Annotated in this window: 18 protein-coding genes; 2 read left to right on the top strand and 16 right to left on the bottom strand. The window is 52.8% G+C overall.

Annotated elements, in window-relative coordinates:
* Positions 1-42 precede the first annotated feature (42 nt).
* From HMF8227_RS08365 to malQ, 10 genes are all read right to left on the bottom strand, one after another.
* On the bottom strand, positions 43-1,170 hold the full coding sequence (locus HMF8227_RS08365; RefSeq protein WP_109339754.1) for a M14 family metallopeptidase: 1,128 nt from the start codon (positions 1,168-1,170) through the stop codon (positions 43-45).
* 95 nt (positions 1,171-1,265) lie between these two features.
* The gene (locus HMF8227_RS08370; RefSeq protein ID WP_109339755.1) at positions 1,266-1,778 is read right to left on the bottom strand and encodes a redoxin domain-containing protein; all 513 of its coding nucleotides are present in this window, start codon (positions 1,776-1,778) and stop codon (positions 1,266-1,268) included.
* Between the two features lie 21 nt (positions 1,779-1,799).
* Positions 1,800-2,525 (bottom strand): cysteine hydrolase family protein, encoded by a 726-nt coding sequence (locus HMF8227_RS08375; protein ID WP_109339756.1) that lies wholly within the window; start codon positions 2,523-2,525, stop codon positions 1,800-1,802.
* Between the two features lie 22 nt (positions 2,526-2,547).
* Positions 2,548-5,502: a hypothetical protein gene (locus HMF8227_RS08380; protein ID WP_109339757.1), complete on the bottom strand. Its 2,955-nt coding sequence runs from the start codon at positions 5,500-5,502 to the stop codon at positions 2,548-2,550.
* 119 nt (positions 5,503-5,621) lie between these two features.
* Positions 5,622-7,082 carry a glyceraldehyde-3-phosphate dehydrogenase gene (locus tag HMF8227_RS08385; RefSeq protein WP_109339758.1) on the bottom strand — a complete coding sequence of 487 codons (1,461 nt, stop codon included), beginning with the start codon at positions 7,080-7,082 and terminating at the stop codon, positions 5,622-5,624.
* A gap of 279 nt (positions 7,083-7,361) precedes the next feature.
* Entirely contained in the window at positions 7,362-7,757 is a 396-nt protein-coding gene (gene msrB / locus HMF8227_RS08390) for a peptide-methionine (R)-S-oxide reductase MsrB (protein ID WP_109341047.1), read from the bottom strand.
* Between the two features lie 76 nt (positions 7,758-7,833).
* The gene (gene gndA / locus HMF8227_RS08395; protein WP_109341048.1) at positions 7,834-9,366 is read right to left on the bottom strand and encodes an NADP-dependent phosphogluconate dehydrogenase; all 1,533 of its coding nucleotides are present in this window, start codon (positions 9,364-9,366) and stop codon (positions 7,834-7,836) included.
* Positions 9,367-9,474: 108 nt separating this feature from the next.
* Positions 9,475-11,529 (bottom strand): glycogen debranching protein GlgX, encoded by a 2,055-nt coding sequence (gene glgX, locus HMF8227_RS08400; protein WP_109339759.1) that lies wholly within the window; start codon positions 11,527-11,529, stop codon positions 9,475-9,477.
* On the bottom strand, positions 11,522-13,711 hold the full coding sequence (gene glgB, locus HMF8227_RS08405; RefSeq protein WP_109339760.1) for a 1,4-alpha-glucan branching protein GlgB: 2,190 nt from the start codon (positions 13,709-13,711) through the stop codon (positions 11,522-11,524). The genes glgX and glgB overlap by 8 nt, the downstream gene beginning before the upstream one ends.
* 53 nt (positions 13,712-13,764) lie before the next feature.
* Positions 13,765-15,966: a 4-alpha-glucanotransferase gene (gene malQ / locus HMF8227_RS08410; protein WP_109339761.1), complete on the bottom strand. Its 2,202-nt coding sequence runs from the start codon at positions 15,964-15,966 to the stop codon at positions 13,765-13,767.
* A gap of 234 nt (positions 15,967-16,200) precedes the next feature.
* Between malQ and gap the strand changes: the two genes are divergently transcribed.
* Positions 16,201-17,208, top strand: a complete 1,008-nt coding sequence (gap, locus tag HMF8227_RS08415; RefSeq protein ID WP_109339762.1) for a type I glyceraldehyde-3-phosphate dehydrogenase — start codon at positions 16,201-16,203, stop codon at positions 17,206-17,208.
* A gap of 94 nt (positions 17,209-17,302) precedes the next feature.
* Complete coding sequence (locus HMF8227_RS08420) at positions 17,303-18,151, top strand: D-hexose-6-phosphate mutarotase (RefSeq protein ID WP_109339763.1); 849 nt, start codon at positions 17,303-17,305, stop codon at positions 18,149-18,151.
* Between the two features lie 73 nt (positions 18,152-18,224).
* Here HMF8227_RS08420 and HMF8227_RS08425 read toward each other — a convergent pair whose 3' ends face one another.
* The 6 genes from HMF8227_RS08425 to HMF8227_RS08450 all read right to left on the bottom strand — a co-directional run bounded on the left by HMF8227_RS08425 (position 18,225) and on the right by HMF8227_RS08450 (position 25,018).
* Positions 18,225-19,082, bottom strand: coding sequence for a D-amino acid aminotransferase (locus tag HMF8227_RS08425; protein WP_109339764.1), 858 nt, complete (start codon positions 19,080-19,082; stop codon positions 18,225-18,227).
* Positions 19,083-19,175: 93 nt separating this feature from the next.
* On the bottom strand, positions 19,176-20,222 hold the full coding sequence (locus HMF8227_RS08430) for a cysteine synthase A (protein ID WP_109339765.1): 1,047 nt from the start codon (positions 20,220-20,222) through the stop codon (positions 19,176-19,178).
* Positions 20,223-20,445: 223 nt separating this feature from the next.
* The gene (locus HMF8227_RS08435) at positions 20,446-21,072 is read right to left on the bottom strand and encodes a 3'-5' exonuclease (protein WP_109339766.1); all 627 of its coding nucleotides are present in this window, start codon (positions 21,070-21,072) and stop codon (positions 20,446-20,448) included.
* Entirely contained in the window at positions 21,072-22,898 is a 1,827-nt protein-coding gene (locus HMF8227_RS08440; RefSeq protein WP_109339767.1) for a DUF294 nucleotidyltransferase-like domain-containing protein, read from the bottom strand. The genes HMF8227_RS08435 and HMF8227_RS08440 overlap by 1 nt, the downstream gene beginning before the upstream one ends.
* Positions 22,899-23,041: 143 nt before the next feature.
* Positions 23,042-24,742, bottom strand: coding sequence for a sodium:solute symporter family protein (locus HMF8227_RS08445; protein WP_109339768.1), 1,701 nt, complete (start codon positions 24,740-24,742; stop codon positions 23,042-23,044).
* A gap of 9 nt (positions 24,743-24,751) precedes the next feature.
* Positions 24,752-25,018 carry a DUF4212 domain-containing protein gene (locus tag HMF8227_RS08450; protein ID WP_109339769.1) on the bottom strand — a complete coding sequence of 89 codons (267 nt, stop codon included), beginning with the start codon at positions 25,016-25,018 and terminating at the stop codon, positions 24,752-24,754.
* Between the last annotated feature and the right edge of the window lie 25 nt (positions 25,019-25,043).

Consider the following 25,043-nt stretch of genomic DNA (forward strand, 5'->3'; position numbering starts at 1 on the left):
GTTTATGGTTATAAAAGCGCCGCCCGAAGGCGGCGTTATTGTTTACAGTTGTGGCAAAACCGCACGAATAGCGACAAGCACATCTTCACCCAGCTTACGGCTGCGCTCCGGTGACCAGCCATAAACCACGTCGGGCAGATCATTATTGTCTTTAAACGGCATCTCCAGGGTATAGGCCAAACAACCAAACTTATGACCTACCCCATTAGAGCCCACGGTCAGGTTGGCGTCGCCGGGCTTATCCTTGGGATAGCCGTAGGTATCCTGAAACTCAGGCGTCGTGGCAATGAGGGCGTCTTTAAAACGCTGCTCCAGCCCCGCGAGCTTGTCGTTATAACCGGGAAGACCTTCGCTACCGGCGACAAAGTTGTATGGCAGGGCTTCATCGCCGTGTACATCCAGGAACATATCCACGCCGGTTTCAGCCATCTTTTGCATCACGTAGTACACTTCCGGGCTGTTTTCCCTGGAGGGCTCGGCCCACTCACGATTCAGGTTCACGCCCTTGGCATTGGTACGCAAATGGCCACGCACCGAGCCGTCCGGATTCATATTCGGCACCACATAGAATACCGCCTCATCCAGTAAGGTGCGAGACACACCGTCGTCGACATCCAATAAGCGCTCCAACAATCCCTCAATCAGCCACTCGGCCATGGTTTCGCCCGGATGCTGACGCGCGGTAACCCAGATAGCCTTTTTGCCTTCGTCAGGCTCACCAATGGTAAGCAAGGAGATATCGCGGCCGTCTAATGTTTCGCCCAAATGGCTCAAGCGGCAATCGTCGTTAACCGTCTGCGCCCAGGCCAATAAATCCAGATGGCGCTCGTAGGAGTAAGGGGCGAAATAGGCAAAGTAAACGGTGCCAAATTCCGGGGTAAAGTCGATGGTCAGCGTGTCGCCATCAAACTCGGTATCCACCCGAAACCACTCGTTACGGTCATAGGAGGCAACGGCCTGATAGCCCTTCCAACCTTCAGGGTAAGCCGATTTAGCCAGATCCATAATCTTAAGCTTATGGTTCACCAGGGGCTGTGATTCCAGGCGAAAATGAAACCACTGATAAAACTCGGACTGATTGTCCTTCCGGATGGTCAGTTGAATATCATCGGGCGCCGAGGCCTTAACCACCTCGATATTACCACTGTCAAAATTGCAGCTTATTCTCATTATCTGTGTTCTCGTTAGGTGCAAGGGGGATTACAAATCGGCGGTTAATTTAGCATATTTGTGATTACAGAAGCTAACCCGCCTGACGGATACACTTACCTGCCTGTGGCCAACCAATGGCGTACTGCCATTCCAACAGATGAACTGTACCCCATATCGCTGGCCTGGATTTCGCCCTGGCTATCGACAATATAATAGGTCGGATAGCCGCGCAGGCGAAAGGCCTGTTTTAACGCTTGATGGCCCAATAACACTTCTGCCCGAACCTTATGCTCATCGACAAAGTCCTGCACCGCCTCTACAGAAGCATAATCCAGTGCCACCGCCTTGACGGCAATCTCATCGGCATCGAACTGTTCGAGATTACCGATACTCAGTGAACATATCTGACACCAGGGGACAAAAAAATATATTAAGCTGGGCTTGTTGTCGGCAAGCAAGGTAGCGGTTCCGCCGCCTAGGGTGGGCAATTGATGCTGTTCGATTGCCTCGCCGGAGTCTAGTAAGTCCCGGGTTTGCCAAAGATAAACGCCCAGAATCAGTATAATCGTCACTGTCCATTGCAGCAGATTTTTAAACCGGTGTGCTCGGTGAACGGAAGTGGACATGAACGGGTTCTCCTGCAGTGGTCAGGAGTCCAGATTATCTAAGGCCTCCAACACCTCTTGGGTTTGGCGTACTTTGGCGTATCGCTCCTTCACCGTCAATATGGTGGATTTTTGTAAGGATGGGGTAATGGCGGCGGTACCGTCACTGATGAGCGTCACCCGGTAGCCCAGATCGGCGGCGCTGCGCACGGCGCTGCTGACGCATTCATTGGTATAAACGCCGACAATGTAGAGATCCGTCACCCCAAGATTACCCAGTACGTAATGGATATTGGTGCTGGCAAACAAGCCGCTGGCAGTTTTGTTAAATACGATTTCGTTGTCTTCCGGGGCCACATCAGGTAAAAACTCAGCCAGCTTTGACCCCGGCGCAGCATGCAGCCCCAGCCGTTTGTGTTCAGCACTGCGATCCCGTCCATCCGCCGTCAAACTCTGGATACGAGCGTGGATTACCTCTAATTCCTGCTCACGAAAGCGCTTTTGCAACTTGGCCACGTTCGGTACGACCTCATGCCACACCCGGTCGAGATAATACTCAATGGCCTGTTCGGAAACCCCCGAGTCTGCGTGTTCCTCAAAAATGCCATAGCCTTCCTTAGCTCCCAGGTACTGCAAGTCGATGCACAATAGTGCCGACTTGCTGGGGCGGTTATCCTCCAGCTCAACCGACCCTTCCTTGCGCATCACGGGAGTGGGTTCGAAGTCCTGGATTGATGAATCTGGCTTTTGCGACTCTGTTTTACTCATAATCTCTCGAAGATCAACGGCGTTAAATCGTATCAGAATGCTGTGCCCGGGCGGCGATATTACAGGTATCGTGCAGGGCGCCGCTGGTGTACCGGGACAAATGAGACTGCCATTGCTCCGGCATAATCTCATCCACATAATCAAACAGACTGATGCTGTCTCCGCGTTGCTGCGCTAAAAAATGGCAGGTGGCATCCAGCTGTAACACCGACCCGCGTAAGATGTCCGCCAGCATCTCGGTTTCCTGAGGGTTGTGGCTACCGCCATAACTGCGCTCCATTAATAACACCTGGCCGGAGCGTGCCAATCCAAAAGGCGGTAATTGCTGCTGCACATGACGCTCAATAGTGACACCGGTCTCCTGTTCAATCTGCTGCACCGCCGCTGTGACCTCATCCAGACAATGGCGATTTTCCGATTCACTGGCGCAGCGTAAATCCAATGTCAGGCGTACCCGGTGATAGCTGTTGCAGTAACTGACCGGTTCTACCCGGCATAGTCGTATGCCTTCTCCGCCGGTCTCCACCCGCCGGCCCAGAGTCCCTATCACATAGCCTTCCAGAGTCTGGGTCAGATCCTCACGAGCCGCTCTTGTCACCCACTTTCTCGGATGCTCGTGGTCACTGACAAGCGCCGTGGTAAAGCTTACAGAGCCAGGGATAACATTACGATTAGTGCCGGGAGTGAGCCGGATGTTAGCGATAGCAGGCCTGAGCTTTTGCTTAGCCTCGGCGCTTAAATCTGATTCGTTAAACCAGTTTAGAAAGTAACGCGCCAGGCGCCCGGCGGCAATACCGGGGTCCTTTCGATCCAGCGTCGGTGTGGCGCCAGCATGATTCATCTCGCCGTCGAGGGTCCAGCGTAGCGCCGGATAAATATTCTCGCTGCACTTATCCTCGCCCTGGCCCTCTATGATACCGACAGTAATGCGGGCATCGCTGGCCTTTTCATGTTCGGTGATGCGCCGAAACTGATGGTCCAGTAACAATGCGGCCATTTCAGCCTTTTCGCCTTCGATCAGGAAGTCCTCCTGATGAATTCCCATAATGGTCGCAACCAGTGCGGTGGGCACACCCGCCCGATCCAGTATCGGCCCTTGCTCGATGTGTCGCTCGTAGGTATTCGGAGTATAAAAGTCCTGCGGTTCACTGCAGGCTTTTAGCAGGTCGCTGTCATCACAGGCATTGAGGTCGTTAAACAGCTGGATGCTGTCTTGTTGTTGTTCCTGCTTGAGATCGGTAAGCATGCCAACGAGCTTTTCTTTAAACACGTGTCCCTGGGCATTTGTCATGCCGTGAACCTGTTCGGGCGTAGCCCGTCCCGCGATGGCGGCGCTGCCGGGCATGGACACCTGATTGCCGGTAAACGTCATCTCCTCACCTATATAGGCGGTCACCAACGCTCGCCGCTGGCCAACAAAGGCCTTATCCACCGAGAAATAGCGTTTCAGGTCGTGTAAGGTGTGCAGCGTATCCAGACCCGACAGCACGCCTAAGCGCCCATCGAACTTACCGGCATCGTTGACCGTGTCGATGTGCGAGCCGTGAGCGATGGCATCTTGAGTCAGGTCCCTGATGCTAAGCTGTCCACGGGTCAACCCATCCCGATCCTTGTCCGATAATAACAAGCCGTGCAAATTGCCTACCTTATCCACAAACACCGTCAGCCCGGCCTGGTTCATTTGCCGAATGGTTTCCAGGCTGGCGCGGGTAAAGCCCTGGTTGAGCGCTCTGGCGTCGATGCGCTCGTCCTCTGCGCGCGAGGCCTCTGCCAACCGATCAATACGACGCCGAACTCTGACCCCTAAGCCACGCAATGCCTGAAGCTGATCGTTATCGGTCAAACACTGGTAGAGCGGCTTACCCTGGCTTAAGAGCTTGGCCAGCCGGGTCAGGCTGGCAAAATAAACCAGTTGTGTGGCCACATCGGCCAAAGGCTGTAAGTGGCGAACGGACCACAGGGCGTCTTGCTCAATGACTCGTTTGAGACTGAGCTTGGTCAGACTGTCTCGAAGCTGGGCGCAGTATTCAGAGGCTCTATTTCCGCGCGCCTCACGTTCGTGAAACAGCTTCTGTCTTAACCCCCGCAGAGGTTCACCGTCACCGGTGCGCTGACACTGTATCTGCCAATACTTATGGTCTTCTTCGCTGTCATCGCCCGGCAAACGCGCATTGTTCGCATAGCTCCAGGTTACCGGATCACCCAGGCTGTCTTTTTCGGCACCGGTGAGGTGGCGCACCAACTCGTTGTGACGCTCATCGCTCAGTTCGCTGAGTGTTTCGTCATCCTCAAGCCAGGACTCCACCCGTCTGACTTGTCCCGGGGTCAGAAAGTCAAAACTCAGACGAAAGCGTCCAAGCAGTGGCGCATCGAATAATAGTGCGTCCGGGCAATGCAGAAGCTCACGGCTGTCCTCCAGGGGAAACACATCGTCCTTTTTCAGGCTGGGATCCAGTGCCTGATGGGTCACCCGCCTTTGCTGCCGATCCCAGAAGCTGATCACCGCCATTACATGAGACCGACAATGCTCAAAAGATTGACGGGATTGAGGCGTTAAGCTGTAGTCGCCCACCTGCACTGCCTCGCCTTTGAATTCCACCTGAGGACAGTGCTCCTGTAGCAGGCTTTGCAATCTTGGGTCCTGTAAGTCCAACTTGTCGGCCAGCGGATTGTCCACCGACAAAGCACTTTTGCGGCGCTGCCAGTGATGCGTTTTCAAAGCTTCAGGGGATAAGTCTGGCTCCATGATTAACGCCCGCCCGAGGGCATAGGCGGGGATATTCAACTGTAATAGCTGCTCGATGAGCAGGCTGACCTTCTTGCCGCAGCCGTAATCCGCGATGGAATACGGCACAGCCAGATAGGCCAATATATACTGTAGGATTGCGTGTCTTTCTTCGAGCAGTGGAAGGCCTGAGGTGGGATCCAGTTCCACGGTAATAGGCAGGGTTTCCTGAGTACTGCCGAACACCAGCATAATGACTCCCGGTTCAATGGCTTTAACTAAACCTTAGTCGAGAGCCCGTCGAATAGACAACCGGATATAAAAAAGCCGCGCCCTATCTGGCCGCGGCTTTTGCTGATGCTCTGTCAGACTTAACTTTCCAGGCCCCATACCGGCAAAGTCGGGATCTGCTGACCGGCCATATCCTGAACGATGCGCATCACCTGGCAGCTGTAACCAAACTCATTGTCATACCACACATAGAGCGTCGCGCGATCCTCAGACACGATCGTCGCCTGTGAATCCACCACCGAGGCATAACGGGAGCCGACTAAGTCGGTAGACACCAACTCGGTAGAAGCCGTGAAGTCGATCTGGTTTTGCAGCTCCGAAAACAGCGCTGTGTTACGCAAAAATTCGTTGATGCCGTCTTTGTCGGTGGACTTAGCCAGATTCAGATTCAGAATCGCCAAAGACACGTTCGGCGTGGGCACGCGAATGGCGTTACCGGTCAGTTTGCCCGACAGCTTCGGATAAGCCTTGGCGACCGCCTTTGCGGCACCGGTTTCGGTGATCACCATGTTCAGAGGCGCAGCCCGTCCACGACGATCGGCCTTGTGATAGTTATCGATCAGGTTCTGGTCATTCGTAAAAGAATGCACCGTTTCCACGTGACCATTGGTGATGCCGTAGTGCTCATCCAGTGCTTTCAATACCGGAGTAATAGCATTGGTGGTGCAACTTGCCGCCGACAGGATGGCATCATCGGCACTGATATCGCCATGGTTTACGCCATGCACGATATTTTTTATATCGCCTTTGCCCGGCGCAGTGAGCAGCACCTTCTTAGCACCCTTTGACTTAAGGTGCAGGCCCAGCCCCTCTTCATCACGCCACATGCCGGTATTATCCACCACAATAGCGTCATCGATGCCATATTGGGTATAGTCAACCTCGTCGGGACTGTTGGCGTAGATCACCTGAATGTAGGCGCCATTAGCCTTGATGGCCTTGCGCTCGTGATCCACGGTAATACTGCCGTTAAAGGGACCATGCACTGAATCGCGGCGCAGCAGGCTGGCGCGTTTCTCCAGATCGCCTTCACGGCCACCTCTTACCACAATGGCTTTTAAGCGCAGTTTATTATTTTTGCCATGGCGCTCGATCAGCAACCGAGCCAACAGCCGGCCAATACGACCAAAACCATACAAAACGACGTCCTGCGGCTTATTCTCAGTGTCATCGCCGATAATGTCGGCCAGCTCTTGTTGCAGGTAAGTGGTTATGTCCCGACCCTGCGCCTTATCACCATAATGGTAGTGATAGGCCAGCTTGCCCAGATCCACCTGTGCCGGCTTCAGGTTCATCTCGCTGAGTGCCTCCAGCAAAGGCCAGCTCTCCCGCAAACGCAGTTTATTGCCGGTGTGCAGACGCACAGTGCGGTGGGCCTTGATAATATCGATGGTGTTGGCGCCTAATAAGGGGCGGCCATAAAGCGTCACTTCCACCGATTTATCACGGTGTAACTTGCCCAGCAGCGGCTGCATCTGCTCGGCGTATTCCTGACGTTCTTGCCAACTGTTTAACAGCTCTTGTTCATGTTGATGATTCATGCACTAGCCTTCACTTTCATAATGGTAGGGAACAGCGCCTGAGCCAAGCGGGTTAATGGTGTTATGACCCAGCATCAGGCGGGCGCTATTCTAAAGAAAGCCACTGCTAACAACAAATTGGTATAAATTTTCAGAATTTACTAATAAAGCAGAATAAGAAGGGTTTTATCGGTAATTTTTTACCGGTTTAGATTCAGGGCAGCGTTCAATACAGGCCTTTTTGCTGCACATCGTCAATAACATGCCACTAGTTACTGACACAGGCAGGTAAAAGTGAAATTAACTTTCATTACCTGTGGGGATAAATTTCATCGATACCGAGTTCACGCAATAGCGCTTACCTGTCGGCGGCGGTCCATCGGGAAAGACATGGCCTAAATGGGCATCACACTGCTGACACAAAATCTCAGTGCGTATCATGCCATGGCTGCGATCCTCCTGATAGGCCACATTGCCCTCGGGCGACTCCTCAAAAAATGACGGCCAGCCACAGCCCGCATCGAACTTAGTGTCCGATTCAAACAGACGAGCGCCACAACAGGTGCAGATATAATGCCCGGTGGCCTCGTTATCTAACAGGTCACCAGAAAACGGCGCCTCAGTGCCCTTCTGTCGGCAGACCCGATACTCTTCGTCGGTAAGTTGGTCACGCCATTGCTGCTCTGTTTTGGTCATAAGAAGGTTGAAGTTGTCGAACCGATACAAAAAAGGCTGACACAAAGGTCAGCCTTTTTCCAATTTTAATGTCCTACTAGCGCTTAATGGCGACCTGTGGCTGGCCGGGCTGACTCCATTCAATATGGAATTTACGGCCTTCCGGCTTATCCACCCGCTCAAAAGTATGAGCCCCGAAGTAGTCCCGCTGGCCTTGCAACAGGCTGGCTGGCAGCACATCACAGCGGTAAGAGTCATAGTAATTCAGAGCTGAAGACATGGCCGAACACGGGATCCCCATCAAGGTGGCATCAGCGACAGCGCGACGCCAGTTGCCCTGGAACTCCTGAATCTGACTGGCAAAGAAGGGGTCCAGCAGCAAATTGGCCAACTCGTCATTCTGCTCATAGGCCTGGGTAATAGACTGCAGGAACACCGCACGAATGATACAACCGGCACGCCAGATCTTGGCGATCTCGGCAAAATCCAATTCCCAGCCATGTTCCTGAGACGCCAGTTCCATTAACTGGAAGCCCTGCGCGTAGACGCAGATCTTAGAGCAATAAAGCGCATCATGCAGTGCCTGGATGGCCTTATCACGCTGCTTGTCATCCACCTTGGGAGTCTCCATACCTGGCAGCATCGCCTTGGCTCTCACCCGTTCGTCCTTCAGGCTCGAAATACTGCGCGCAAACACCGCCTGAGCGATAGTCTGGGCGGGACTGCCCACCTGCAGCGCGCTCACCGCAGTCCAAAGTCCGGTGCCTTTTTGCCCGGCTTTGTCCATGATCACATCCACCAGCGGCTGACCGGTCTCATCGTCCACCTTCTCCAGCACCTCTGCACTGATGCCCATCAGGTAGGAGTTCAGTACTCCTTTATCCCACTGACGGAAGATCCTGGCCACTTCCACCGGCGTCATCCCCAGGCCCGAACGCATCACATGATAAGCCTCACAAATAAGCTGCATATCGGCGTATTCGATGCCGTTGTGCACCATCTTCACATAGTGACCCGCGCCCACAGGGCCGATGTACGTGGCGCAAGGTTCGCCTTCGGTTACTGGCTTGCCGGGCTCGAACGACTCCAGCGGTTTACCGGTCTTCGGGTCCACCTTGGCAGCAATGGCATGCAATACCGGCTCGATACGAGTCCAGGCATAAGGGTCGCCGGAAGGCATCAGGGAAGCGCCGAACCGGGCCCCTACCTCACCGCCTGAGACCGCAGTAGAAAAGAAAATAAACTTGCCTTTGTAGCGCTGTTCTCGCTCAACGGAGTCCGTCCACAGGCTGTTGCCAGTATCCACCACGATATCGTCGGCACCGATGCCGGCGTCGATCAGATGGTTACACACATGGTCTACCGGCTCCCCGGCAGGGACCGACAAAATGATCAGATGGGGCGCTTCAAGTTTACCCAGCAGTTCGGTGTAGGAGCGGCAACCCACCACCCGAGGCGGCGCGTCACCGCGCTCTTTGGCGTCTTGCTCCTGAATGGCGTCGACTTTCGACTGGTCCAAATCAAAGCAAGCAATACGATAGCCGTGGTCGGCCAGATTCAGGGTCAGGTTTTTACCCATTACCCCTAAGCCAATAAAACCAATGTCGCAGCGCTGGGAATCTCGCGTCATCTGTTTGTCCTGTTTGTTGATGCCATTTTGCCCTTGGGCGACTGCCCCGGGAGAAAATTGGCGGCGATTATACACGCTCTGGCTCGGCTTGTAACTTACCGGTAGTCATCAGCCTTTAAACAGGCACAAACTGCGGTAAGACAGATTAAACGTTTCTTGAGTGATTTGATCGGGCATATGGGCCGGCTGGGCATAGCGCGTATCCAGCATCAGATTCCAGCCACCGTCGGTGTCCGGCAATTGAAAGTCCACATCATGTTCGCTGGCGTTGATCAAAAGCAGCCAGTGCTCGTTGTAACTGGCCTCACCCCTCAGCGCCACGGCAAAAGCCTGATTATTAACATCGTGCCAGTCATCCACCACCTTGCGTGCCCCATCAGGCCGATACCAACCTATCTTTGCCACATTGTACTGATTGGAATAGGGATCATCGTGCAGGTTCAGGTGACTGAGCAGCCGACTGCGGCGTCTCAGTTGAATGACCCGCTGGCAAAACGACAGAAAATCCTGTTTACGTTGGTTTAACTGCCAGTCAAACCAGCTGATGTCATTGTCCTGACAATACGCATTATTATTCCCTTTCTGGGTGCGGCTGAGCTCATCTCCCCCTAGGATATGCGGCGTGCCCTGAGAGAAAATCAGGGTCGCAAACAGATTACGCTTCTGCCGTTCACGCAGCTCCAGAATCTCCACATCGCGAGTCTCTCCCTCATGACCGTAGTTAGCGGACAAGTTGTGCCCATGGCCGTCACGGTTTTGCTCGCCATTGGCCTGATTATGCCGCTCGGTGTAGCTGACCAGATCCTGAAGGGTAAAGCCATCATGATAGGTAATATTATTCACCGAGCTGTGAATGCTGCGGTGGCCCTTGTGAAATACATCCCGCGAGCCTAACAGACGTGTGGCAAACTCAGCCGTCAATCCCTTATCGCCGCGCCAGAAGGCTCTTACCGTATCCCGGTACTTATCGTTAACCTCATGCCAGTGGGACGGAAACTGCCCCAAACGATACCCACCTACGCCAATATCCCAGGGCTCTGCAATCAGCACAGCCTCAGACAACACGGGATCCTGCCTTAATGCTCTGAAAAAACCGGCCTGAGGAGTAAACTCTTCCGGATCTCGTCCTAAACTGGCCGCCAGGTCGAAGCGAAAGCCGTCCACACCAATCTTCTGTACCCAGAACCTGAGCGCGTCCATCACCAGCCTCAGCATAAACGGGGTAGCCATATTGACGCTGTTACCGCAGCCCGAGTTATTACGGTATCGCCGATAGTCCCAATCGCCCATTTCATCCCGTTCAAACAGATAGCAGCCTCGGTTATCAAACCCCTTCAAAGACAGGACCGGCCCCTCGGTTCCCCCCTCGGCGGTATGATTGAACACCACATCCAGAATCACCTCGATACCGTGATCGTGAAAAGTCTGAACCATTTTGCGACATTCAGCGAGCGGGTCACGCTGGGCATAGCGGGCATCGGGCGCAAAAAAATTCACCGTATTATAGCCCCAGTAATTGGTCAGGCCCTTGTCGGTAATATAGGGCTCTGGCATAAAAGCGGCGATAGGTAAGAACTGTATGGCGGTAACGCCCAGACTGGTCAGGTGTTTCAGTACCGCCGGATGACAAGCGCCCAGATAGGTGCCTCTTAGCGTCTCCGGGACCTCGGGATGCTGTTGGCTCAGGCCCTTAACATGGGCCTCGTAAATAATTCTCTGATCGTCCCCTTGAAGGGGTTTGGCACTGGCATCGTAATCGGCAACAGGCTCGGTCACCACCGCCTTGGGTATCATAAAAGCGGAGTCTTGCTGATACTGACGCCGGTCCCAGTTGATAGGTCGGTTCAGACGCACCGCATAGGGGTCGATAAGCAGCTTTTCGGCATCGAACAATAGCCCTTTATCGGCTTCAAACCGGCCCAGAGTCCGGTAGCCATAGAGCATCCCCGGTCCGACTCCAGCCACATGCCCATGCCAGACTTTGCCAGATTTCTGCGGCAGATCCAGCACCTGCAGTAATTCTTCGGTATCCGGATGATATAGGCACAGGCGCACCCCATCAGCCAATGGCGCATGGACGGCAAAATTACAACCGTCCTGAGTCAGCTGAGCCCCCAGTGGCCCGGGACGGCCGCCGGTAACGGCCAGCTCTGACTTAGTCATCGGACTCACAGAGGATAAATACCGTTGCCAGCGGTGGCAGATTCAGGTGAACCGAATGGGGTTTATGATGCCATCCCTCATCGTCAAAACGAACGGATGTATTGGCGGCATAGCCGCTGCCCCAGTACTCCTCGGCGTCGGTATCCAACACGATTCGATAGCGGCCATTACCCAGCACCCCCAGGCGGAAGTCGTCATAAGGCACTGGCGTAAAGTTGCTCACCACGTACAGGTGTTGTTTAGCATTACGGGATTTTCGCACGAAGCTGACCACGCTCTGCTCGGCATTTTGATGATCGATCCACTCGAAGCCCTGAGGCTCGTGATCCCCTTCATGTAGCGCCGGATACTCTCGATACAGATGGTTAAGGTCCCGATACAATCGCTGAATGCCCTGATGCTTATCAAACTCCAGTAAATGCCATTGTAACTGAGCGTCGTGATTCCACTCGGCTGACTGTCCGAGTTCGTTGCCCATGAAGTTCAGCTTCTTGCCGGGGTGGCCATACATAAACCCCGCATAACAGCGCTGATTGGCTGCCTGCTGCCATTCATCACCGGGCATCTTGCGCAAGATAGATCCCTTACCATGTACAACTTCATCATGAGACAGAGGCAGCACAAAATTCTCATCGAAAGCATACACCATTGAGAAAGTGACCTCATTATGGTGGTAGCGACGATAAGCCGGGTCTTTGGCGATATAGTGCAGCGAATCATGCATCCAGCCCATGTTCCACTTAAAGCCAAAGCCCAGGCCACCTTCAAACACAGGCCGCGATACCTTGGGAAAGGAAGTGGACTCTTCAGCAATAGTCATGGCATAGGGGTACTTGCCATAGACCTCTTCGTTTACCCACTTCAGGAAACTGATGGCTTCATAGTTCTGATTGCCACCATCCACGTTGGGAATCCATTCGCCCTCCTCCCGGGAGTAATCCAGATACAGCATGGAGGCCACCGCATCCACCCTGAGACCATCCACATGGAATTTGTCGAACCAGTACAGAGCGTTGGCTACCAGGAACTGACGAACCGTGTCTTTTCCAAAGTCGTAGATGCACGAGTTCCAGTCCGGGTGCCAGCCTTTGCGCGGGTCCTCATATTCGTATACATGCGTGCCATCGAAGCGGGCAAGGCCATGGCCATCCTCTGGGAAGTGAGCCGGTACCCAGTCAATAATGACGCCGATGCCATTTTGGTGGCACTGGTCCACAAAATATTTAAAGTCATCGGGATTACCAAAACGACTGGTAGGCGCAAACAGTCCCACTGGTTGATAACCCCAGGAGCCGTCAAACGGGTACTCGGATACCGGTAGCGTCTCAATGTGGGTATAGCCCATCTCTTTAACGTAGGGGATAAGCTGGTCCACCAGCTCCCGATAACTCAAATAGCCGTCAGGGTTATCCCCCGGGCGCCGCCATGACCCTAAATGCACCTCATAGATGCTCATGGGCCGGTGGTATTTATCCTGCCTGGTTTGAGTATTCAGCCAATCCTGATCCTGCCACTGATACTGGCTGTGGTCGTAGACCATAGACGCATGAGAAGGATACTGTTCAGCGTAAAAACCAACCGGGTCCGCCTTATGGGGCAATGCGTGGCCAAAGCGATCTTTGATTTGATATTTATACTTGGTACCGGGTTCGATGCCCGGCACAAACAACACCCAGTAACCTAAGTCGGTTTTTTCCATGGGGTGAGCCGAACCGTCCCACCAGTTAAAATCACCAATGATGGACACCGCCGAAGCGTTAGGCGCATACACCGCGAAACGGGTGCCGCTAATAGGCTCAGGCAAGCCCACATCCAACTGCAGATACTGGGCACCAAGCTGGTTGTAGATGTTTTCCGGTGCGTGATCCACATAGTGCACCGCATGATAGGCCTGCTCGGTAAACTGATAAGGGTCGATGCGTTCAAACTGGCCGTCTTCGGTAGTGACCGCCAGCTTGTACAATGGCAGTTGCTGCCGATCACCGAAGCCCCCGCTGAATAAGGCCGTATCACCTTCCTGCTGCAACTGTCCTAACGATTGCCCGGTCTCCAGCTCAATGGCTTCCACGGCTGTGGCGCCCGGTATCCATACCGTGATCCTGGCCCCCATTTCATTACATCTTGGCCCCAGGCCACTGAATGGATGGGCGCATGTCGCCTGCCGCAATTGCTCTATCTGCATATTACCACCTTATAAAGCAACAGCCCTGAGCTGACCGGGCTATCTGATTGTTATTATTGCTGGCTGGCCTGTTGACGAGCCTGAGTCAACGCCTCTGCCAGTTGATTAATGTCAGAATCGGTAAAGATGTCTTCCAGGTTCCGGCTCAGCTTACGCCGCCAGTTGGGATACTCATCGCTGGTACCGGGAATATTGACCGGTTTGTCCATCTGCAACCAATCTTCCAGCTGTAAGCTTAGCAGGGCGCTGGAGCCGGTGGCCATATGCTTTTGCATGCCATAGTTCAACTCCTGACTCATCCCCACATGATCCACATGGTGTCCTACATTATCAGAAATGGAGCCATGACCGTGCAGCGTATCCAGGATTCGTTGCTTATTCTCATGGCGATCCTGATACAACGACGCCAATACTTCGTCGGAAGGATACATGTTCAGCTGCTTACCTAATTCCAGATCCAGGCAGTGCCAGAAGCCTATGAGGGTGGGCATGTCATGAGTGGTCAGCGTAGACATGGACTGCTCGGGATAATGGCTGGGCGAGAAGAAACCGCCGTCCTCGGCCTGCTCGAAAAAGAATACCCGATAGGAGTGAATACCATTATCCTGCAGCTTAGCGCGGATTTCCTCTGGCACCGTGCCAAGATCCTCACCGATCACCAGCGTCTGGTGACGCTGACTTTCCAGCGCCAAAATACCCAGCAGATCGTCCACCGGATAAGACACATAACCGCCCTGTTTGGCACTATCGCCCTTAGCAACCCACCACAGGCGCAGTAGCGCCATCACATGGTCGATGCGCAGGGCACCACAGGAGGCCATATTGGAGGAGAACAGATCGATAATGGGTTGATACTGCTGATTATACAGCTGTACCGGGTCCATTGGCGGAAGGCCCCAGTTTTGTCCTAAAGGCCCCAAGATATCTGGCGGCGCGCCAACGCTGGCATCCACCGCGTAGAGCGCTTTATTACCCCAAATTTCCGCACTTCCCTCGCTCACACCCACGGCCAGATCGCGATAAATCCCGATGGCCATATCGTGATGTTCAGCAGTCTCGTGGGCCTGTTGCAGCTGCAGTGCCGCCTGCCATTGCAGGAACAGGTAAAACTGGATCCGGTCCTGATTCGCCTTACGGAATTTTTGCACCGCCGGCTGATGATATTCTTTATACTCTTTGGGAAAAACCGGCCAGCCCCAGAAGTCCTTGCCTTCAGCCTTAAGTTTCTCTTGCAGGGCATCGAAGGTCGCCAGCATATCCAGGCTCTCCCCCCCCTCATCCACAAAGGCTTTAAAGGCACGGTTTTGCTTGCTACGGCCTTTGAGGAACTGACTGGCATAATAAGCATAAAGCCGGTTTAACACCTCCAGCTTCAGACTTACAACCGCTTCATAGTCCACATATTCCACCGAGCGGGCGTGTTCCAGACGCTGCTGAAAATCCGCAGACTTCACTAATTGCTGCACTTCATCGCTGTCATAACCTTCAATAGCAGCCGGATCGATATACACAAAGTTCAGCCAGCGACGGGACGAGGGCCCATAAGGACTACAGGAGTCGGGGTTAGCCGGATACAAGGCATGAATGGGATTCAAACCGATAAAATGCGCGCCACGCTGGGCCGATTCGGCGATCAGTTTCTTCAGATCGGTAAAATCGCCGATGCCCCAGTTACGTTCACTGCGCAAGCAATAAAGCTGCACGCTCAAGCCCCAGACTTTCTGACCCTGCTCAATCTCAGGCTGCTTAAAGCACTGCCTGGGCGCGATAATCAGTCGCATGGAAGCAATCTCATCACCGTCTTCGGCTTTGAGCTTCAATTCGTGGTAGCCCAATCCAGGCTCCGCGTCTAACTCAAGAATATATTCCTGAAACTCTACCTCATCAATATGAGTGGCGTTGATTAACTCCCCATCGGCAGGCACAAAGGTCTGGGTCATTGTGCTACCCTGCTCTGTTGTCAACGCCAGCGTAAAATCATCGTTCACCAGCTCGATAGGCAAGCGCAACGCCACCATCAATGACTCACCGGACCGATTAACCTGAACCGGGTCCAAAGGTCGCATCCAGTTTTGCCGGCTTTCCTGCTCTACCTTCTGCTGTAAGGCAGTTTCATCATCCACCGGGTAACCCATGGCCTTTAACAATTTGGCCTTGGTTTCATCGGTCACCTCGGCCGGTTCACCCCAGGCATCAATAAAGCCGGATTCAATACCGCGTAATTCACTCAGCTTTTCGACAAATGGCGCTGTCATTGATTCATCCTTTGTGCGTTGTCTGCGAACACCTTTGGGAAGGTTCAGCTATGTTTAATTAAGGCCGTAACATAGTAGATACCAAAGCCAAATGCACGGCTTTATCCATTGCAAACGTATGCAACAAAAATGTAATTTAACAACAAAACTTGTCGACTAATTTGTCTTTAAGCGCGGTTTGATCCATAATTTTTGTAATTTATTTTCATTTAACCAAGAATGAGGACTTTTATCATGGCGATTAACGTAGCTATCAACGGTTTTGGACGTATCGGCCGTAACGTCCTGCGTGCTCTTTATGAAGCAGAAAAACACTATGACTTGAAGATTGTGGCCATCAATGACCTGGGCGATGCAGCCATCAATGCTCACCTGACCAAGTACGATACTGCCCATGGTACCTTCAATGCTAAGGTGGACCACGACGATGAAGCCATCTATGTCAACGACGATAAAATCCTGACTTTTTCCGAGCGCAACCCCGCCGACCTGCCCTGGGGCAAGCTGAACATCGATGTGGTCTTTGAGTGTACCGGTTTATTCACCAAGAAAGCCGACGCCGAGAAGCACATCAAGGCTGGTGCTAAGAAAGTCATTATCTCGGCGCCTGGCAAGGAAGTGGATGCCACCGTGGTCTACGGTGTGAATCATGAGGTACTGACCAAGGACATGACCGTCATCTCCAACGCCTCATGTACCACCAACTGCCTGTCCCCCATCGCTAAACCTTTGAATGACAAGCTGGGCATCGACAAAGGCCTGATGACCACCATCCATGCCTACACCAACGACCAGCGCCTGAGCGATGTGTATCACACCGATGTGCGGCGTGCCCGTGCCGCCGCTCACTCAATGATTCCGGCCAGCACCGGCGCAGCTAAAGCGGTAGGACTGGTGATCCCCGAACTGGCTGGTAAGTTTGATGGTATGGCCGTGCGAGTGCCTACGCTGAACGTATCTTTGGTAGACTTAAGCTTTATCGCCAGTCGCGATACCAGCGTAGACGAAGTCAACCAGATTATCGAAGAAGCGGCCAATCAGTCCCCCATGAGCGAAGTGCTGCAAATTAATGATCAGCCTCTGGTATCCGTGGACTTTAACCATAACCCGGCCTCATCGGTGTTTGACAAGACTCAAACCAAGGTTCAGGGCAATCTGGTAAAAGTGATGTCCTGGTATGATAACGAATGGGGCTTTAGCAATCGTATGCTGGACAATGCCCAGTACTGGCTTAGTCTATAAGCAGCACAGGCCAGACAGTGCGTAATTATAAAGGCGGTGCGATACCGCCTTTTTTGTCTGTCGCGAACGATTGATTTAGGCAAAAGGAAACGTCATGTCATTAGAACACAGCCAAGATGTGCATTTGGAGTCCTCGGACACCGGCGTTGATATTCTTAAAATTGAAAACGCCCATGCCATAGCCCGAATGAGCCTGTTCGGTGGTCATGTGCTGGGTTTTATGCCCAAACACGACGAACAAGAACGGCTGTGGCTCAGCGATAAGGCCGTGCTGGATGGAAGTAAAGCCATCCGTGGTGGCATTCCCATTTGCTGGCCCTGGTTTGGCGATCATCCTAGTCAGCCTGAACTGCCAGCCCACGGCTATGTACGCAATCAAAACTGGCAGCTTTTGAGCATCGACGAAGCCGATGAGCAAACCACCTTGCGGCTGGCCCCACATACCACCTTAAACGAAGGGTTTGACGGTCAGGCTGAGCTGGAACTGGAGGTAAGAGTGGGTCGGTCACTCACAGTAACCCTGACCACCACTAATATTGGCGATAATCCCTTGTCTTATGGCGCGGCTTTGCATAGCTACCTGGCGGCAGAAGATGTGACTCAGTGTGTGATTGAGGGACTCAGCGGCGACTATAAGGACAAGTTGGACAGTGGTCGGATTAAGCCAACTCCCCATCCTTACCGGATTAGTGGTGAGATGGACCGGGTGCATCTGACAATGCCTGAACGCGTCCGCCTCCAAAGTCCTGCTCACCCTATGCAGTTGCTGCAATCGGGCCACGACAGCATTGTTGTCTGGAACCCCTGGTCCAATAAAAGTCAGCAAATGAGCGACATGCCGGATAACGGCTATCAATGCTTTGTGTGTATCGAAGCGGCTGTCACTCAGGGCTATACATTGGCCCCCAAACAGAGTCATCAGCTACAGCAACAGATAACATAAAGCCTGTACGGACTGATATAACAAAGCCCGCGTCAGCGGGCCGTTACGTCAACGATCTTCTTAGACAGAGCGTTTAGTAGTTATATTTACACTCACTAAACAGCCGCTGGGCAGCCAGCCAGACCGAACCGACCTTGCCATTGCCTACCGGCTTACCGTCCAGTTCAACCACCGGGGCAATCTCCTTACTGGAGCTGGTAAGCCAGATTTCATCGGCATTTTTTACTTCATCCATGTCGATCGTGCGCTCTTCTACAGGTAAAGAACCGTCCTGACGCAAAACATCCAACAAAATATGACGGGTAATCCCCGGCAGAATCTGATGATCTAGAGGAGGAGTCGCAATCACGCCGTTCTTCACCACAAACACATTGCAGGATGCAGCCTCGGTCAGCTCATTATGGCGATTGAACAGGATAGTCTCGCCTGCCCCGCTGCGCTGGCTGGCCTGATAATGCATCACATTGCCCAAAAGCGCGGTGGACTTAATATTACAACGCTGCCAGCGTAAGTCCTGTTCGGTGACCGCCTTATAGGTTTTCACCTTGTCTAAGTCTGCCACTGGCTCTGAGGGTATCTCAAAGGTAAAGGCAAATACCGTAGGTTTAACACTGGCCGGATAACCATGAGCACGTTTAATATCCGCGCCGCGACTAACATGCATGTATACGCCCAGATCACCGCCGCCATTTTTCTCCAGCAAGGTCTCGGTCAGTGTACGCCACTGCTCCAATGTTAACGGCTGTTCGATTTCCAGCGCCGTCAGGCCGTCCTGCATCCGCCGGATATGAGGCTCAAAACCCACCAATTTGCCGCTATACGAGGGCACGACTTCGTAAATGCCATCACCAAACAAAAAGCCACGGTCCATGGGCGAAATTTTCGCCTCCGTCATCGGCATAAACTCGCCATTCAGATACACTGTGCTCATAGGGCGTCACTCCAAGCCTGCTGCTAATATTCGCTCGCTCAAAACAGCCGCGCATCATACCTGAAAACCCCTCTGGTGTGGATGCCATTAGGATTAAAATTTACTGACAATTTGATCGGTCATAGCCTGACTTTGATAGCGTTCTATTAAGTGTTTGATATCCTTATCAAAGTCGAGTAGGCCACGCTGTTGTAAATAGCTGGTATTGTAGAGTTTCGAGGCGGAACGCTCGCCCAGATCACAGGCAAAGGTAACAATATTGTTGCCCGGCCCGGATTGCAGCGCCGCGCATAAGGCACCGGCTACATTCAACGCTGAGCTACTACCAAGCACGATTCCGTCTTTGTTACGCACATAACGTGACAATGCCACAATATCCTTATCTGGCAGATTAACCGCCTTGTCCACCTTTGCCTGACGAAAGTTGTCCACCAGCCGCATAATGCCTATGCCTTCGGTAATGGAGCCACCATGACTCTTAAACTCTCCGCTTTTCATATACTGATACAGGCCCGAACCATCGGGATCCACCAACCAGACCTGTACGCTTTCATCCTGCTCTTTCAGATATTGAGAATTACCGGCAATGGTACCGCCGGTACCTGCCACACTGACCAGAATATCCAGGTTGCCTTCTAACTGTTGCCAGATCTCGGGCCCGGTATGCAGGTAGTGGGCTTTGGTATTGGCGGTATTCTCAAACTGATTCGCCCACCAATGGTCCTTATGTTGCTCGGCCAGCTTACGGGCGCGGTGGTAAAAGTGGTTCTGGTTGCTAAAGGGACACGGATCCACGGTCATCAACTTCCCACCGTAAAGCTCGATCATGCGCTCTTTTTCCTTAGCTTGATCATTGGGCATCACCGCCAGCATCTGCATGCCGAAAGCCTTCGCCACCAGTGCCAGACCAATGCCTGTATTGCCCGCCGTGCCCTCGACAATGGTCATGCCGGGTTTGAGTTCCTCACGCTCGATGGCATCTTTGACCATCTGCAACGCGGCCCTGTCCTTAACCGAACCACCAGGGTTTTGGAACTCGCACTTCAAATAGATATTACAGCCGGTTAACTCTGATAAGGAACGAACCCGCAATAGATCCGTGTTGCCGATCATCTCAGCCTGATGTTGCACCACTCGCATGACTGTCTCCGCGATAGAATCCTTTCTTGATTGTTAGTCGCTGAGTGCAAAATGCAAGTATTGCGAGTTTTACCTGCATGTAGTCACGCTCGCCTTATCAGCAGAAAACAAGTGCTACTCTGACTCGCTAACATTGCTTCCATACGTATGACTTATCACTCAGCTTGCCTCTAAAACCTTTCCGAAAAAGCCCTGACATTCATAGCACTATGATCGAACCAGACTACCCCGATGACGGGACATACCGATAAGGTCCATTGGCGAACCGGTGACACTGATGTAGCATCAATTCGGCGGTGGCCAGGGCATCCTCCATTGCCGAATGGGCCGGGTGTTCATCCAGGCCGTAGCGCTTTCGGCACGCATCCAGGCTGACACTCTGAGACTCACGCCCCTGTCTTGTCAGAAGCCACTTCTCGGTCACCATGGTATCGACGATATCCCACTGCCCTGATGGTAACTGACAACTCTCCAGGGCCTGGTGCAAAAAGGCCCAGTCCAACGCTGCGTGATGAAACACCAGGACAGTGTCAGCCCTCTCTGACACAGCCGACAACAACGAATTCAAGGCATCGCACAGCTGTACCCCTGCGACCAGATCAGACTGCGTTAAACCGTGGATTGCAGGACTCTGACCCAACTCAAATTCACCTTCTATAATCACTTCCCTGGCCGTAGACAGGTCAATACCGCAAGAGTCATAGGCCACCCACCCAATGGATAGGATTTTATCGCTATCAGGAGACAATCCGGTCAGTTCTAAATCTACCGCCAGATAGTGCCGGTTTCGCCAGTCATTTAAGCTTGTCGGGCGTTGAAGCCACTTAACCAGACCATCTAACCAGCTCATCAGAAGGCTCCTCGTGAAAAGTGTAAGGCAACCCCCTCCTGAGCTTCCTTAACCAGCTTAAAGGCGGTTTTAAGCTGGCGTCGTTGTAGCGAATCCAGTTGACTGGGCTCAATCAGGTTATCCTTACGGCCATAGGTTAACTGATGTTCCAGCCGCAGCTGCACCAAAAACCGCCAACAGGCCAGCCAGTTTTTACCGTCACCAGGATTGACGTGCCCCTGCTCAATAAGGCGCTGAATGCGCTCAGGCGTTGCGCAATCGCTGATTTCATGGGCGAGACTATAAAGACGTACGATATTATTGAGAATCGCCACGCCTTGTTTTTTTATATCGATCACATCCCGGTGATCGGCCAGTTCGTGGGTACGGAAACGATTAAACAGCCCAATAGGCACCGCCTCAGACGCCGTATTGGCCGCCAAATTAGCCAGGAAAATGGCATTGTCTGACGCCATCGTCGCGACCTGTCGGTTTAGCTGTTCAAACAATCGGCCTTCGCCGCACAGCGCTCTGCGATCGAAAAAAATATTCGTTCTCATCAGAGCGTCTTTGTCCGGCTCATTAATCCAGCGCTTGAATCTTGCCAGCCACTGATCCAATGTGAGGCGAAGTTCGGGATTAGACGCCATAATATTGCCATTACACAATTTAAGACCACATTCAGCCAGCCCCTGACAGACAAACTCGGCCATACCGGTAAACCAGGCTTTGTCCACTTCGTTGGCGCTGTTGTCCAGAAGCAGAGCATTATCCTGATCCGAGCTCAGCGACTGGTCTTGTCGTGCCTGGGATCCAAAACATAACCAGACATAAGCACAAGGTGGTTGACCGTGCTGTTCCATGTAAAGCTCGATCAGGCGCTTATTAAACGCATCGGTAAAACTGGCCAGCATGTCACCCACCCGATGTACATCCACAATGCGACTGGCGAACTGCAATAAGTGGTCAGGCACTTGTTGAGCGATTGCTCTTAAACTTGATACCGAGTCGGCCTTGCGAATCTGACTGACCAGGTACAAAGGCTCACTGCTTTGTTGACGGATAAGATCGGTAACGGTAATCACACCAACGGGCTTAACGCCCTTCGTCACGGCCAGATGGTGTACGTTATGCGCAGTCATCGTCTGCATCGCATCAAACAACAGCTGATGACTGCCCACACTCACCACCGGCGATGACATAAAATCGCTCACCGGCCGGTCCAGTTCCACACGTTCTGCCACCACCCGGTTGCGCAAATCTCGATCGGTTAACATACCAATCAATTGCTGCTGTTCTACCACCAACAGCGACGACACCTTATGCTCACGCATCAGCGCCGCGGCTTCTGCCACCGGCAACCCCGGTTCTACCTTAACCAAGTCACGATCCAGTAGATCACTGACCCGCTTCTGACTCCAGTCAGCCACCAAATCCTGACGTGATTCCAGCAAGAGTCGCTGATTCAGCGCCTGACGAAAGTAGTCAGCAAATGCTTTATTCTTGGCGCACAGCGAGTCAAAGTCCGATTGCCTCATGACCAGCAGCAGACCATCTTGCAATACTCGCAGACGATTGGTGATAGGACGATGAGTCAACAAAGCAGGAAAACCGAACAAATCTCCCGGCTCCAGTCTCTCCAGCAAACGTTGCTCAGCATCCACTAGATCGAACAGGCCTTTTTTCACTACATAGAGCTGAGGGGTATCCGCGGGCATAATCTCAGTCACATTTGCTTCGCTGACATAACTTAAGGTCATGGCCCGCTCAGCCAAATGACGTTGGGCCTCGTCCAGTCGGTCGAATGGGGTACACTGGGCCAAAAAGCGTTGAATGGATTCGGTCATGGTTATTCCCACTGAGCTTGATATCGAGATAAGAGAGCAGTAAAAGCCACCTGATTCTGTTACAGAAGCAGGTGGCTGTTCGAAATCATGTTAGCCACCAGTCTATTCCTTTACCGGTGGCTCGCATTGATCCAGCTCAGAGTTTAGTGGGTTGCATTTCCGGAACCTTTGGGAAAACGAATCGACTCCACCATCTCCTGAACGTCCTCAGGAACCGGTTTGGTAAAGCGTTTTACGGTCAGGGCCACCGCAAAGTTCAGCGCCATTCCCAGAGTACCAATGCCTTCAGGTGAAATACCGAACCACCAGTTTTCCGGGGTATTGGCCGCCGGGTTCACAAACTTAAAGTAAATGATGTAGGCCGCGGTGAAAGTGATCCCCGCAATCATGCCAGCAACCGCCCCTTCCCGGTTCATGGTTTTGGAGAAAATCCCCATCAGGATGGTCGGGAAGAAGGACGACGCCGCCAGGCCAAAGGCAAAGGCCACCACCTGAGCCACGAAGCCGGGCGGATACACTCCGAAGTAACCGGCGATCACTATCGCCACCCCAGCTGCCAGGCGGGCGAAAAACAGCTCCTTCTTATCAGAAATATTCGGCATCAGATTGCGCTTAAGCAAATCATGAGACACCGAGGTGGATATCACCAATAACAACCCCGCTGTTGTGGATAAGGCCGCTGCCACGCCACCGGCGGCCACTAAGGCAATAACCCAATTAGGCAGATCGGCAATCTCAGGATTAGCCAGCACCATTATATCCCGATCGATCTCCATCTCGTTGCGCTCATCGCCCGAATAGAACATGCGGCCATCGTTATTCTTATCCTCCCACTGAATCAAACCGGTCTGTTCCCAGTTTTTAATCCAGCTCGGTGCCTCAGAATACTGGGTGCCCTGCATCTCTTCGCCGTTGATGGTGTCGATCATATTCACCCGGGCAAATGAGGCCACCGCAGGCGCCGTAGTATAAACAATAGCGATAAACAGTAATGTCCAACCAGCCGAACGGCGGGCATCGCGCACCTTAGGCACCGTAAAAAACCGAATGATCACATGGGGAAGGCCTGCGGTACCAACCATCAAAGCCGCAGTAATGAAGAAGACATCCACGGTGCTCTTGGTCCCTTCGGTGTAGGCATTAAAGCCCAACTCCTTAGACAGTCCGTCAAGTTTATCCAACATGTAGGTGTCGGTACCGGCGATGGTGTCACCAAAACCAAGCTGAGGGAAAACGTTGCCGGTAATCATCAAGGAGATGAAAATAGCGGGCACCAGATAGGCAAACATCAGCACACAGTACTGCGCCACCTGAGTATAGGTAATGCCTTTCATGCCGCCTAAAACGGTATAGAAGAACACCACTGCCATGCCAATCATAACCCCAGTGGCGATTTCCACTTCCAGGAAGCGACTGAATACCACGCCAACGCCACGCATCTGCCCGGCCACATAGGTAAAACAGACGAAAATGGCACAGGCCACCGCCACGGTTCGGGCCAACTGAGAGTAATAACGATCACCGATAAAATCCGGCACCGTAAACTTGCCAAACTTTCTCAGGTAGGGCGCCATGCACAAAGCCAGCAGGACATAACCCCCGGTCCACCCCATTAAGTAGACACCGCCATCATAGCCCATAAAGGAAATCAGGCCCGCCATAGAGATAAAGGAGGCTGCCGACATCCAGTCTGCTGCCGTTGCCATGCCGTTAGCCACCGGATGCACACCGCCGCCAGCCACATAAAACTCATTGGTGGATCCGGCGCGAGACCAGACCGCAATACCGGCGTACAACAGAAAAGAAGCGCCGACAATAATAAAAGTTAAGGTTTGAATATCCATCGTCGGCTCCTAGTCTTCGGTTACGTTGTATTTTGCATCGAGTTTGGCCATCAGCTTGGCGTACACGAACACCAGCACCACAAACACGAAGATAGAACCTTGCTGGGCAAACCAGAAGCCCAGCTTAAAGCCAAAAAAGCGGATTTCATTGAGGGGCTCGGCCAGCAGAATGCCAAAGCCAAAAGACACCACAAACCAAATCGCCAAGAGCTTCAGCACCAGCGCGATATTTTCGCGCCAGTAGGCCGAAGCTCGCTCTTGATTTTCGAACGACATAGACGCCTCCGTTAATAGGGTATTT

This window comes from Saliniradius amylolyticus (genome assembly GCF_003143555.1).
In the GTDB taxonomy this organism is placed as follows: Bacteria; Pseudomonadota; Gammaproteobacteria; order Enterobacterales; family Alteromonadaceae; genus Saliniradius; species Saliniradius amylolyticus.